Annotated in this window: 11 protein-coding genes; 10 read left to right on the forward strand and 1 reads right to left on the reverse strand. The window is 40.0% G+C overall.

All coding sequences use genetic code 11. The features are described from left to right. Positions 1-98: 98 nt before the first annotated feature. Positions 99-992: an ArsR/SmtB family transcription factor gene (locus IGI54_RS12345; protein WP_430621794.1), complete on the forward strand. Its 894-nt coding sequence runs from the start codon at positions 99-101 to the stop codon at positions 990-992. Between the two features lie 184 nt (positions 993-1,176). Here IGI54_RS12345 and IGI54_RS12350 read toward each other — a convergent pair whose 3' ends face one another. Beyond that, positions 1,177-2,169, reverse strand: a complete 993-nt coding sequence (locus IGI54_RS12350; RefSeq protein WP_430621795.1) for a helix-turn-helix transcriptional regulator — start codon at positions 2,167-2,169, stop codon at positions 1,177-1,179. 171 nt (positions 2,170-2,340) lie between these two features. Here IGI54_RS12350 and IGI54_RS12355 point away from each other — a divergent pair, with 171 nt between their 5' ends. The 9 genes from IGI54_RS12355 to IGI54_RS12395 all read left to right on the forward strand — a co-directional run bounded on the left by IGI54_RS12355 (position 2,341) and on the right by IGI54_RS12395 (position 13,672). Then, the gene (locus tag IGI54_RS12355) at positions 2,341-3,561 is read left to right on the forward strand and encodes a glycoside hydrolase family 28 protein (protein WP_430621796.1); all 1,221 of its coding nucleotides are present in this window, start codon (positions 2,341-2,343) and stop codon (positions 3,559-3,561) included. Positions 3,562-3,712: 151 nt separating this feature from the next. After that, positions 3,713-5,839, forward strand: coding sequence for a glycoside hydrolase family 36 protein (locus IGI54_RS12360; protein ID WP_430621797.1), 2,127 nt, complete (start codon positions 3,713-3,715; stop codon positions 5,837-5,839). 17 nt (positions 5,840-5,856) lie between these two features. Continuing rightward, a complete protein-coding gene (gene kduI / locus IGI54_RS12365; protein ID WP_430621798.1) occupies positions 5,857-6,699 on the forward strand; it encodes a 5-dehydro-4-deoxy-D-glucuronate isomerase in 843 nt (280 codons plus the stop codon). Between the two features lie 19 nt (positions 6,700-6,718). Beyond that, on the forward strand, positions 6,719-7,525 hold the full coding sequence (locus tag IGI54_RS12370) for a gluconate 5-dehydrogenase (RefSeq protein WP_430621799.1): 807 nt from the start codon (positions 6,719-6,721) through the stop codon (positions 7,523-7,525). Between the two features lie 153 nt (positions 7,526-7,678). Next, positions 7,679-10,420: a sigma 54-interacting transcriptional regulator gene (locus IGI54_RS12375; protein ID WP_430621800.1), complete on the forward strand. Its 2,742-nt coding sequence runs from the start codon at positions 7,679-7,681 to the stop codon at positions 10,418-10,420. A 21-nt stretch (positions 10,421-10,441) separates the two neighbouring features. Next, positions 10,442-11,248: a Cof-type HAD-IIB family hydrolase gene (locus tag IGI54_RS12380; RefSeq protein ID WP_430621801.1), complete on the forward strand. Its 807-nt coding sequence runs from the start codon at positions 10,442-10,444 to the stop codon at positions 11,246-11,248. A gap of 236 nt (positions 11,249-11,484) precedes the next feature. Beyond that, the gene (locus IGI54_RS12385; protein WP_216430220.1) at positions 11,485-11,973 is read left to right on the forward strand and encodes a PTS system mannose/fructose/N-acetylgalactosamine-transporter subunit IIB; all 489 of its coding nucleotides are present in this window, start codon (positions 11,485-11,487) and stop codon (positions 11,971-11,973) included. Between the two features lie 3 nt (positions 11,974-11,976). Continuing rightward, positions 11,977-12,837 (forward strand): PTS mannose/fructose/sorbose/N-acetylgalactosamine transporter subunit IIC, encoded by an 861-nt coding sequence (locus tag IGI54_RS12390; RefSeq protein ID WP_216430218.1) that lies wholly within the window; start codon positions 11,977-11,979, stop codon positions 12,835-12,837. Beyond that, entirely contained in the window at positions 12,830-13,672 is an 843-nt protein-coding gene (locus IGI54_RS12395; protein ID WP_216430216.1) for a PTS system mannose/fructose/sorbose family transporter subunit IID, read from the forward strand. The genes IGI54_RS12390 and IGI54_RS12395 overlap by 8 nt, the downstream gene beginning before the upstream one ends. The last annotated feature ends 86 nt before the right edge of the window (positions 13,673-13,758 follow it).

Genomic DNA, 13,758 nt, shown 5'->3' on the forward strand with positions numbered 1-13,758 from the left:
AATTTTGATACGATTAACAATATAGTTAATGTTAAATGGTTGTTTTTTCTAATGTAACCGGTATAATTAATATGTACATTAACGATAAGGAGTCTATTATGCAATTAGATATAAATAATGAGGCATTACCCGTTTATGAAGCACTGGCAAGTTCGGTGCGTATTCAGATTATTCAGCTTCTTTCGCGAAACACGTTGAATATTAAAGAATTGGCAACGGAAATAGGGTTGAGTAGCGCAATCACAACGATGCACGTAAAAAAATTGGAAGACGCTGGAATCATTAAAACCGAAAAACAAGGGCGTTCTAAAGTGTGCAGTTTAAAAATAGATACCATTAACATTCGTTTTCCCGAACGTATTTTTAGCGCCTATAACACCCTAGAAACTGAGATTCCGGTCGGCCATTATACCAATTTTTCAGTCGTGCCTCCAAGTGGCTTGGCGACTGCCCATGACTTTATTGGAATTAATGACCACCCAAAATATTTTACCGATCCACAACGAATGGATGCACAGATTTTATGGTTTACTGAGGGCTTCATGGAGTATCAGGCGCCTAATCTGTTGGAGGCGGATAACACCCTGGAAATGATGGAAATTTCGATGGAGCTAGGCTCTGAGTTTCCTTTCTCTAATAATAATTGGCCGTCAGATATTACCTTCTATTTGAATGGATTAGAGCTGGGGACTTGGACATCACCGGGAGATTTTTCTGATATACGAGGAAAGAATAATCCAAGCTGGTATCCAGATAATTTGAATCAATACGGACAGCTAAAGACGATTCGTATCATGGAGCACGGGACTTACATGGAAGGTGAACCGCTGTCGAATGTAACGATCAATGATTTTCGCCATCCGCAAAATGATATTTGGACATTGAAAGTCAGTGTGAAGCCGGAGGCGGAGCATGTAGGTGGCTGTACGATTTATGGGAAACGTTTCGGAAATTACGATCAGGATATTAAAATTAAGTTGTACTATTTATAATTGGGTTGCATCAAATGATGCTATTCTATCAGCAATCAAAAAAAGTAAGACAAGTTGATTATTTCAACCGTCTTACTTTTTTTGATTGGGATCAATTTTTGTGTACTATCTCGTAGGTAAATTTTACTTAATCGAGAGACCACGCTAGCTATTTATTTTTCTACAATCGAAAACAAAATGAATTCTAAACTATATCATCATCATTTTCCTTCACGAGCTCATACAGCATTTTTTTCAAAGCGTCATTGCCAAACTGTTTTGGTAACGGGGCAGAGGGGTCCATCATACTTGAATTAAGGGTAGTCTGGGAATTTTCTTCACGATATTGTGATGGTGTCAAACTGTTTTTTTGTTTGAATACACGCATAAAATGTTTTGCGTCATAAAAAAAAGCTTGTTCGGCAATTTCATTGATAGATAAGTTTGTCGTCGTCAAAAGTCTTTTTGCATAGTTCAGCTTGATGGTTAGAATATATTCTTTGATTCCTAAACCTTGTTCCTGTTTAAAGATTCGACTAAGATAATTGGGATTTATTCCAAAGTGATTGGCGATTGTCGCTAAGCTTAAATCATTGGAAATATTGACGCGAATCCATTCTGCGATTAAGGCTGTCTTTTTCACCTTGTTTGTTGAATTTCTTGCTAACCGCTTTAAAAAATCATCACTAATCGAAATTAGTAAGAGCGTTAAGTAGAAATCATTGCCTCTTTGAGTGTATTGATAAATTTTTTCATTATTAAGCAGCTGATTGATGAGTACGGCGATTTTTTCCGGTTGATCAAGCTGAAAACTGGTTGGCAAGATCACTGTATTATTTAAACTGGTTTGGGATTTTAAGGCTGAAAGATCGTTGATCCCGTCTATTAATGTTTGGTTTTCAGAAGAAATAAGCTGATAGGAAGCCATAAAGTGAAACCAGTAAAAGCTTAATTCATCGTTGGTTGGCGTACTAGAGCTAATAGTGGCATTAGGCGGCGCTAAATAGAAATGATTTTCTTTTATTACAATATTTTCACCGTTGATATTTAATGTTAAATCATTTTTAATTGGCATAATGGCTTCGAAGTTTACTGAATGTTCCGTCCGTTTATGTTTCCATGGATCGCCCTCATTTTTTGTAAAGAGACCACCCCACAGGAAAAAAATCGGACTCTTCAAATCAATTTCATAAATCATGTGCTAGCCTCTCCTCTAAAAAGGTAATTTTTTGACACTAATTATATCGTTTACTCAGTTACTTTTCAATAAGAGTACTAATAGAATAGTGTTGTGAACGCAAACCATCATTTTTTTTGATAAATCATGGTGGATAAATTTGCGTTTAAAATTATTTTGAGGAGCTGAAAAATGGAAATTAAAAAAGCAGTTTATCTTATTACCGATTTTGGTGCTATTCCAGATAGAGATGAAGTTCAGACAGCGACCATTCAAAAATGTATTGATCGTTGTCGAGATGCCGGCGGTGGAGAAGTCATCATCCCAGCGGGGACCTTTCTCGTGGGATCTTTGAGATTGTATTCAGATATCACTTTACGATTGCAGGCAGGGGCCGTTTTATTAGGTAGTAGAGATTTGATTGATTATTATGATTTTCAAGTTCCTTCGACGATTGGCTACCTACAAGATCCTTATTATAAAAAGCTCTGGAATTTACCAGATTATTATTTTTATGGGATCATCACGGCTTTTGAAGCCGAAAATATCAAGATTATTGGTGAGCCTGGCTCCGCAATCAATGGACAAGATACCTTTGATGAAAATGGTGAGGAAAAATTTCGGGGTCCAATGGGAATCCTTCTATCAAAAATAAACAATCTTCATTTAGAAGGCTATTGTTTTGAAAATAGTGCGAACTGGAGCCATACATTAGACGGCTGCAATGAAGTAGTGATTAGGAATGTCACGATAAGAGCGGGACATGATGGGTTCAATTTGCATCATTCAAAGGCAATCTCTATTTCAGATTGCCATCTTGAGTGTGGGGACGATTGTTTTGCTGGGTATGATATAAAGAATTTATTGGTTAAAAATTGCTATTTGAACACTTCTTGTAACGGGATGCGAATCGGAGGAACAGGACTGCTTTTTAAACAGTGCGTCTTTCATGGACCAGGAAAATATCCTCATTTATCAGAAGGAACCCATTATACTCACGCAATCTTTAAATATTATTCAATCGAATCGGATGTGATTCATGAGGATGCTGGAGACATTAAATTTAGTGACTGCATGATTCAAGATGCAGATAAATTTTTAGCTTATGAATTTGGAAATAAAGATTTGATCCAAAATAATCGACCGCTGAGAGACCTGTCATTTGAAAATGTATCCATCTCAGGAATTCGACAAACATCAATTTTTAAAGGAAGCGGGGAACGAGTAACACTATTTTTAAAAAATGTTCAGCTTGCTTTTGATCCTGAGATTCCTTTTTTGAGAATTGATGAAAGTGTTCGTTTAGATTTCCAACAAGTCACATTTTTACAACCAACAGTGATCGAAATGGGAAATGGAAAAACCTTGCAGTTTGAAGGAACGGTGACCGCAAAGCTAGATTCAAGATCGTAAACTAAGTCTTCTTGTGTACTATTTTATACGAAAGTAAACTATTTTCGCTAATTTCAAAAGGAAGGGTGAATGTAGTCTGTCACCCTTTTTTTTTCGACACATCTTGGAATAAGAATTGCATGTTATCAAAGTGGATGGAGGGAACGGTCAAATGAAAAGAATAAGCAGATTCATTTTTGGTGATATGACGATCGACTACTATCAAACAGCTGAATCAGTTGAATGGCTGATTATACCGACAAGTCTAAAGAAAGAAATTACGCTACCACAAAAGGAAAAATACGATTCATTGATTCAAGCAAAACTTGTTGGAGATGATTATCCTAAGGGCTTTAGCACGGGGAGTACCATGCGTAATAGTCAAACAGTAAAAAACCTTCAGTTTCTGGCGCAGAATCTGGTAGACAGTGACGCTGCACAAGAAGTTCACACACATTTGACTGATGAAAGAGGCAACCGCTATACACATGTTGTGATTTGGAAAAAAAGATCGGCAGTCTTGGAAACTTTTGTTACGTTTGAGAATCGTTCAATCGAGAGTTTGACATTAGAAATGCTGGCAAGTTTTTCTTTAAGTAATTTAAGTCCGTTTCATAAAGTCAACCCGATTGGAAACTTGGATTTGACGCGATATCAGAGTAAATGGAGCTTTGAAGGTCGCCGGACAACTCAATTGATTGAAGAGTTACAACTTGAGCCTTCGTGGAAGCCTTCTGGTGTTAGTCTGGAAAAATTTGGTCAGATTGGATCAATGCCAGTTAGGGGGTGGTTTCCGTATGTTGCTGTTCATGATCGACAAAAAAATGTGACTTGGGCAGCCTGTGTTGCTCATCCAGGTTCGTGGCAAATTGAAGCGTATCGTTTAGATGAGGATTTGTGTCTTTCAGGGGGGTTAGCTGATCGAGATTATGGTCATTGGAGTAAGCGACTTCAGCCGGGGGAATCATTCACTACGCCTAAAGCGTATTTGACAGTCGCTCAAGCGGATGAGGAACAAACTTCTCAACGATTATCAGAGGTTTTGATGGATACCGTCAATGAAAGGAAACATCCGAGTGAAAGCGAATTAGCTGTCCAATTTAATGAATTTTGTACTTCATGGGGAAGACCGACTGAATCATCTATTTTAGACAATTTAGCTGCTTTGAAAGGAAAAAATTTTCAATATTATGTTATCGACGCTGGCTGGTATGCGAATCAAGACGGTTGGGAAAGAAGCCACGGGGATTGGCAAGTGAATCGTACTCAATTTCCTAATGGATTGAAACCGGTGATTGAGGCAATTAAAGCAAATGACATGCTTCCCGGTATCTGGTTTGAAATTGAAACAGTCGGTGATGGGGCACTGGCTAGTAATTTCTTTGATCACTTGCTCGTAAAAGATGGCTATCCTCTTACTGCAGGGAGTCGGCGTTTTTGGGATATGCGAGACCCCTGGGTTCTTCAATACTTGCAAGACCGGGTCGTTGACTTTCTAAAGGAGCATCAATTCGGTTATTTGAAAATTGATTATAATGAAAATTTCGGGATTGGATTCGATGGAGAAGAATCCTTCGGGGAGATGGGTCGGCAGCAATTGTCCGCGAGCCAAGATTTTATTCTTCATTTGCAAAAACAACTACCCGATTTGATAATCGAAAACTGTTCGTCTGGCGGCCATCGACTTGAATACTCTATGATGCAACTGACCGATCTCTCAAGTTTTTCTGATGCGCATGAAGCTACTTGTATACCGATTATTGCCGCTAATCTTCATCATTTAATGCTTCCTAGTCAATGTCTGATCTGGGCAGTCATACGAAAACAAGATTTGATAGAACGCCTTTATTATTCAATGACCAGCACTTTTTTAGGCCGGATGTGTCTATCAGGGGACATCAATGAGCTATCACCTGATCAATGGGCGGTGATCAATGAATGCCGTGGGTTTTATGAAGAGTGCAAAGGATTGATTAAAGAGGGTAAGACCAAGGTTTTTCGTGAAGAGATTTTATCTTACCGCCAACCTAATGGGTGTCAATTTGTCGTGCGTTCACAAGGAAAAAGAGCGCTGATCGTTATTCATAATTTTGATCAACAGGAAGTGGAAGTCCCGTTCAAAATTGCTGCTATCATGAAAACTTGCGGCGTAGAACAGCAAAGCATTCTTTTGAAAAAAACAGCGGATATCTGTCGAATCGTCTTTCCTCAGCACCTGATGGGATGTGCGCTATTAGTGGAATTGGCTTCCTTCGACAGATTTTGGCACGAAAGTTGCTTTATTAAAAGTGACCAATAAAAAAGGAGTGTTGCAGCATGCAAACAATGGAGACTCGCTATACCCATAGTCCACTGGATATCAAACACTATTCGACAGAAGAATTGCGTCGCGAATTTTTAGTAGAGAAAATTTTTACGCCAGGTGAGATTGCCTTGACCTACACCCACAATGATCGAATGATCTTTGGTGGCGTAACACCAACAGAAGAACCATTAGAAATCGTTTTGAGCTCGGAACTAGGGGTCGATTACTTTTTAGAGCGCCGCGAACTTGGTGTGATCAATATTGGCGGACCAGGGATGATCGAGATTGATGGTGAGAAGGAACCGATGAAAAAGCAGGACGGCTATTATATTGGAAAAGAGACGCGACATGTGATCTTTTCGTCAGAAGACCCTGCGAATCCAGCAAAATTTTATATAAGCTGTGTACCAGCGCATAAAAAATACCCGAACGTCAAAATCAGTATCGATCAGATCAAACCAATGGAAACCGGTGATGGTGAAACATTGAATGAACGAAAAATCTATCAATACATCCATCCGAATGTCTGTGAAAGCTGCCAATTACAAATGGGTTATACAATGTTGGAACCTGGCAGTGCATGGAACACGATGCCGTGTCACACCCACGAACGACGGATGGAAGCCTATGTCTATTTTGACTTTGCAACGGATGATACACGCGTATTCCATATGATGGGGAAACCGGATGAAACGAAACATTTAGTAGTAGCTGAAGAGCAGGCAGTAATTTCACCTAGCTGGTCGATTCATTCAGGTATCGGTACAAGTAATTATTCCTTTATTTGGGCGATGTGCGGCGAAAATATCACTTACACGGACATGGATATGGTTGCAATGGAAGACTTGAAATAAAAAGAAAAGAGGAAAAGAAATGGATTTTAAGATGGATATGTTTCGTTTAGATGGCAAGGTTGCATTGATTACGGGAGCGGTTTACGGGATCGGGTTTGAGATCGCTCAATCATTAGCCGCAGCGGGTGCGACCATTGTTTTTAATAACTTGGATCAAGAATCGGTAGACAAAGGAATCAAAAATTATCAAGCCGCAGGTATTACTGCCCACGGTTATGTATGTGATGTAACTGATGAAGAAGCCGTAACTGAAATGGTCAAAAAAATCGAAGAAGAAGTTGGGATCGTTGACATCTTGGTTAACAATGCTGGTATCATCAAACGGATTCCGATGCTTGATATGTCGGCGAAAGATTTCCGCCAAGTAGTGGATGTGGACTTAAATGCTCCGTTCATCGTCTCAAAAGCGGTTTTACCTTCAATGATCAAAAAGGGACATGGAAAAATCATCAATATTTGTTCGATGATGAGTGAATTAGGCCGTGAAACAGTAGCTGGCTACGCGGCAGCTAAAGGTGGTCTGAAAATGTTGACGAAAAATATTTGTTCAGAATTTGGTGAAGCGAATATCCAGTGTAACGGGATTGGACCGGGTTATATCGCAACACCGCAAACAGCACCTTTAAGAGAACGTCAAGCAGATGGTTCGCGTCATCCATTCGATCAATTTATTGTGTCGAAAACACCGGCAGCTCGTTGGGGCGAAACAAGTGACTTGGCTGGTCCAGCAGTCTTTCTTGCCTCAGAAGCGTCAAACTTTGTCAATGGACACATTCTTTATGTGGACGGTGGGATCTTAGCTTATATTGGCAAGCAGCCCGAATAAACCTTTAAAGAGTGGCCACGGTAGTGATGGCCGCTCTTTTTTTAGAAAAGTTTCGACAGATCGGCTAACTGCGATAGAAGTGTCGAAAAGCTTTTATTATAATAATCAATAGAGACTGTTATCGATAGTTATAAAGGAAAGGATGTGAATGTTGTGTCAAAAAATAAAGTTCTCGCCGCTCTGATGGCGAATACTGAAGCTGTGGAGCAACTTCAGCCAGATTCAAGTCTAACAACAGAGGGTATTTCAGAAATCATTGGGATCTCACGGAATACAACTAGCCAGTATCTAAATGAGTTTGTCAAAGAAGGACTTGCGCTAAAAGTAAAAAGTCGGCCGGCATTGTTTTATCATAAAGGGATTTTTAAGGAACGCTTTTTTGAACCGAACCTGCCAATTTATGACAGCTTTGCCCAATTGTTGGATGAAAAACGTAGTAGCGATACGAAAAACAGTGAGGTATTTTCTTCGGTGATTGGTGCACAGTCAAGTCTGCAAATGGTGATTGATCAAATCAAAGCCTCCGTCTATTATCCCGGCACTGGTTTACCAATCATGTTCCATGGCGATACGGGGGTGGGAAAAAGTTTACTGGCTCGCAAGACTTATGATTTTTGTGTAGAACAGGGTCTGGTAACAGCGGATGCTCCGTTTTTGGAATTGAATTGTGCGCAGTATTATCATAACGAAGAACTGCTTAGCAGTATTTTGTTTGGATATAAAAAAGGGGCTTTCACCGGTGCGGAAGAAAGCCAAATCGGTTTACTAGAATCAGCCGATCAAGGGGTGCTTTTTTTAGATGAATGTCACCGCCTTTCACCGGAAAGTCAGGAGAAGCTCTTTACATTTATCGACAATCAAACATTTTCACGAATTGGAGAAAATACGAAGCAGCGAAAATCAAAAGTACGATTGATCTTCGCTACGACAGAGGACATCCAAAATAACTTTTTAAGGACGTTTGTCCGCCGGATTCCGATCACGATCAACATTCCTGCTTTGTATGAACGGACGAGTCAGGAAATATCGGAATATATCTATACCTTTTTAATTCGTGAAAGTCAAAAGTTCAACAAAGAAATCTTGATCACACCGTGGGTGATGAATCGGTTGATGTCTTTGAACTATCGCGACAATGTCGGCGAGCTGAAAAATTTGATCAAGATTATTTGCGCGTCTGCTTATAGTCGCCAGAATCAACAGGATCAGGTAGTTATCAACGCAGAATCATTGGAAGAGACGATTCTTTCGCGCTTTTTATCCCTGCAAGAAATTGACGACCTAGAGGAGCGAGACATCGTTGTCTCCCCCACCAATGAACTAAGTGATTTCATCCGAAAAGACAGTCCAGAGCGTTTGATGATCCATGGGATTTTTAAAGTCTTTGACAAATTGTTCCAGCAATATCAAACAGAAGCCATTACGGAAGATTATTTGGTGCAACAACTGTCCCGTGAAGCTACGACGGTGGTAGAGATGCTAGTCTATGACGACAGCGAGGAAAAAAACACTCTCAAATTATTCCGTAATACCGTGAAGGAATTGGTTAATTTCTTAGAATCAAATTTCTTCGTCAAATTGCGAGGAAATTCTATCGTGGCTTTGACCAGTTACTTGTATAAACGCAATAGTTTTATCTTTGATATTCCCAAGCTTGAGCAAAAGCGCTTAGAAGAGATCAAGGAATTTATTTCGATTAATTTATTGATGGAGCTGAAACTGCTGAACGCGCTTTTAGAATTAGTCGAATCAAAATTAGATGTGAAGTTGACTGATTCAGAAAAGGTGTTACTGACTTTCTATTTAAAGGGCTTAGATTTAGAAGTTAAAAAGCCTGAGGTGCGGGGAGTAATTTTAGCTCATGGGTTTTCAACGGCTAGCAGTATCGCAGATGTAGTCAACCGCTTCATGGATGAGCATCTGTTTGATGCCTTCGATATGCCCTTCAATGTTTCCTTAGAGAAGGTCAAGGAGTATATGAATCATTACATCAAAACGAACGACTGCTCCAAAGGATTGGTCATTTTAGCTGATATGGGTTCCTTAATGTTTTTATCTGACGGACTTGAACGCTTGACGGGCCCTTTGTTGATTATGAATAACGTTACCACTCAGCAAGCTTTGTTTGTAGGGGAAATGCTAAAAAAGAAGACAGATCTGGAAACAATCGGTGAAAAAATCACCAATAACATGCCTTTAGAATACAAACTTACGTATCCTGAGAAAGAAAAAGAACCGATGATTATCACAGTATGTCAAACAGGCTTAGGGGCCGCCCAGCAATTAAAGGAATTTTTACAAGCGAGCATTCCACAAGAAACAGGCTTCCACGTGGAGGCTGTGGATTTTCATTATTTAAAAAAATATGGTCTAGATAATTCTTTGTTCAAAATGTATGACGTGCAAGGGATTGTAGGGACCGCTGATCCAGCAATCGAAGGTATTCCGTATGTCGCTTTTGAAGAATTGATCTCAGGAAGAGGGCAGGAAATCATTGATAAAATTTTCAATGAGATCCAAGATGAGAAAATCCGAAAAGCGATCAATGACAACCTCGTCCGGAATTTATCCATCGAACGGTTGATTTCAGCAGTCTCGATATTGGATGTCAAACGGGTGATCGCCTATATCGATGAAGTAATTGAAGACTTTGAGCGGAGAACTAAACTTGCGTTGTCTAATAGTAAGAAAGCGATTTTGTATGTTCATATTGCGGGATTGGTGGAACGTTTGATAAGAAACCAAGAAGTTCCCGCCTATAATGGAGACGCTCAACCGAAAGATCGAGAAATCATGATTTTGGCAGAGTCTTTGGAAGTTCTAGAAGCGGCTTACAATATTGAAATCAGCGCCTATGAGCTCCGCTATTTGTACGATATTATTTTCGATCAATAAAAAAGCAAGTTGGAGGAAAAAATGAAATTAGCAGCGATTGATTTAGATGGAACCTTATTAAACAGCCAGCATCAATTAGTGCAAGAAAACACCGTAGCGTTACGTGCCGCGCAACAAGCGGGTGTGAAAATTGCAATCGCAACGGGTCGTAGTGTGACCTCAACGCTAGAAATGTTGACAGCGATGGAACTGGATGGCTATTTATTAGCGCTAAACGGCACGTTCATTGCTGAAAAACGGGGCAATGAAGTACGAGCATTAAGAAGTTCGTTCCTTGAAAAGGATATAATTGCTAAAGCCTTTGCGGTCGCTCAAGAAGAACAGGTCACCTTTATTGCCAGTAATCGGGGAGGAAGCGACCGAGTCGTGGTAGCAGATCAAAATGAGGTCGTCCAAGAATTTTTGGTTAAACGTAAAGACTTGAATTGCTTAACACCAGACGAAATGTTAGCCAGATTAACCGATGAGACAGTGCACTATATGAAGTTGGCTTTTACCAATCAAGATCGGCAAAAATTACTTCAGCTACGAAAACGATTGGAGCAAGCTGGAATACCAACGATCTTTTCAGATACCAATTATATCGAACACGTACCGGCAGGTGTGAATAAAGGGACAGCGCTAGCTTTTCTTTGCGATCAGTTAGGCATTTCTTTAGATGAGACAGTCGCTATTGGTGATCAGGAGAATGATATAGAGTTGCTGCAAATGAGCGGTATTGGTATTGCGATGGGTAATGCATTGGCTCCCATCAAAAAAGTAGCGGATCAAGTGACAACTACAAATGATCAAGCGGGAGTCGCTCAAGCCCTAGCGCGTTTTTTATAAACAAGAGATAAAAATCAGACGCTAGTCAAAAATGAGCCTCGACACTATCTATTTACCCGCTCGACAGAAGAGTGAGATCCAATTTTTTGTCAAAGGGTTAAAAAACACGTTTAGAAAACCCTTGTTAAATCAAGAAAACGTTTTAAATTTTAAGGGTTTAATGCAACGACAAAATATGGCACAGGATTTGCTTAATAAAAAGATGAAAAGAAAAATAAACAATGGAGGAATAAAAGATGATTTCTATGATTCGAATCGATGATCGCTTAGTCCATGGTCAAGTGGCTGTTAAGTGGTCTAAACAACTTAGTGTTAATCGTATCGTCGTTGTAAGTGATTCAATTGCTAAAAATGAGATCCAAATCAGCGCCTTGAAAATGGCGGGACCAGCAGGCGTGAAGGTAGCTGTACTGCCTTTAGAAAAAGCGGTGGGTATTTTAAATGATCCACGTTCTGCCAAACTAAATATTTTAGTGGTAACGAATGAACCGAAATACGTGGCCGAGCTTTTACCACGCTTGACGGAAAAACCGGTACTGAACATGGCGAACTATGGTCGAATTGGCGGGTCTTTATCAGAAAAAGAAAAGATTACCGAAACGGTGTACTTATCGCCAGAGGATAAAGAAACGATCCAGCAAGTGTTTGATCTAGGTTATGATTTCAATTATCAGCCGCTGCCAGATGATTCGCCTCAATCGCTTAAGTCATTAATTGGAGGATAGATTATGATAACGAATGCTTTAATTGTCGGTTTTGTTGTTGCGTTAGCAAAATTTGTGGATTGGTGGGGCTCGACACAATTAGCCCGTCCCATTTTTATTGTGGCATTATTAGGTGTTTTATTAGGCCATCCAACTGAAGGCGTGATTATGGGTGCCCAGCTTGAACTTATTTTCTTAGGAAACGTTAGTCTTGGTGGCGTAATGCCGTCAGATATTACATTAGGCTCGATTTTCGGAGCGGCTTTTGCAATGATCGTCGGCTCCGATTTGAATGTTGCAATCGCGTTGGCCGTACCGATCTCAATGTTGGGAACGCTGTTGTATTCTGTCATGAAAATGGTGGTAACGTCTTTAGTCCCACGTTTTGAAAAGCATATCCGCGAACATAATTATAGAGCCTTCAGCCGGTTGTGGCATCTACAATTTTGGGGCTTTGAGCTTTGCTATTTCTTACTAGGTTTTGTTGTGATTGTCGTTGGTGCTGACGCAGTCAAAGCTTTTGTTGACTGGTTGCCGGCATGGGTTCAAACGTCTATGACCGTTGCTTCAACGATGTTACCGGCGATTGGGCTGGCTTTGCTGTTAAAAATGTTATGGCAAAAATCCTTAGCGCCGTATTACTTCCTTGGCTTTGCTTTAGGTGCGTTCTTCTTTTATCAAAAGGCTGTTGAAGTGAAAGATGGAGCGATTACAACACAACCAAGTAGTATTCTATCGTTGGTTCAAATCGCCTTTGTCGGCTTTATCATTGCCGCCATTGTAGTAATGTCTGAACTAAAAGCCAATAAGCAAGCTACTAAAGTGGCCGCCAATGCTTCTGTTGCCAATGTAGAAGATGAAAGCGAGGATTTTTTCGATGACTAAAAATGAAATGCTAGTTTTAAATAAAGACGAACGTAAAAAAGTTTCCAAGATGTTTTGGCGCAATCAATATTTGATGTTTTGTACGAGTTATACGAAACAGCAAGGGATCACCTATGGTTGGTTGATGGCACCGTTCCTACAAAAAATCTACGGCAAAGATACTGACGCTTTTTATGAAGCGATGGGTCGTCAACTAGATTTCTTTAACACGGCACCTGCGATGAATGGTTTCATTGCGGCCTTGAATCTTTCAATGGAGGAAGAAAATAAAGAGTTGATGGATCAAGGTGAGCATTTTGATACTACCGCCATTTCTGCCTTAAAAACTTCTTTAATGGGTCCTTTAGCCGGAATTGGTGATGCGGTTTATCTGTCTGTTTTACGGGTTATTGCAACTGGGGTAGCACTCGGTCTTAGTGAGCAGGGAAATATTTTAGGACCGATCTTATTCCTATTGATCGTGAACGTACCAAACATGTTGATTCGCTGGTTCACAACTGTCGTTGGGTACAAAGCTGGTGGAAATTTCATTTCAGAGGCGATGCGTTCAGGGACCTTTGCGGCTATCACTAAAGGTTCAGCAGTACTAGGGCTAATTATGACTGGGGCGATGACGGCTCAGTTTGTAACATTCAAGACGACTTTCGAAGCGAAGTTATCTGGTACGGTCTTTAATCTGCAAAATGTTTTTGACTCCATCATGCCAGGATTATTACCGTTAGGCATCACGATGATTTGTTTTGCTTATCTGCGGAAATACAATCGTCCAGTGCGTGCATTAGTGGCGATGTTCGTCTTAGCCTTTGTGCTGACGATTTTAGGAATTGCTGGTTAATCAATGATTCATTTAAAAGACATCAAGCATTTGGCTTGGTGTCTTTTTTTTTTCGGAGAGAAGAAACTCGACAGATTGTTGGCACA

The sequence above is a fragment of the Enterococcus sp. DIV0800 genome, assembly GCF_050559735.1.
GTDB lineage: Bacteria > Bacillota > Bacilli > Lactobacillales > Enterococcaceae > Enterococcus_A > Enterococcus_A devriesei.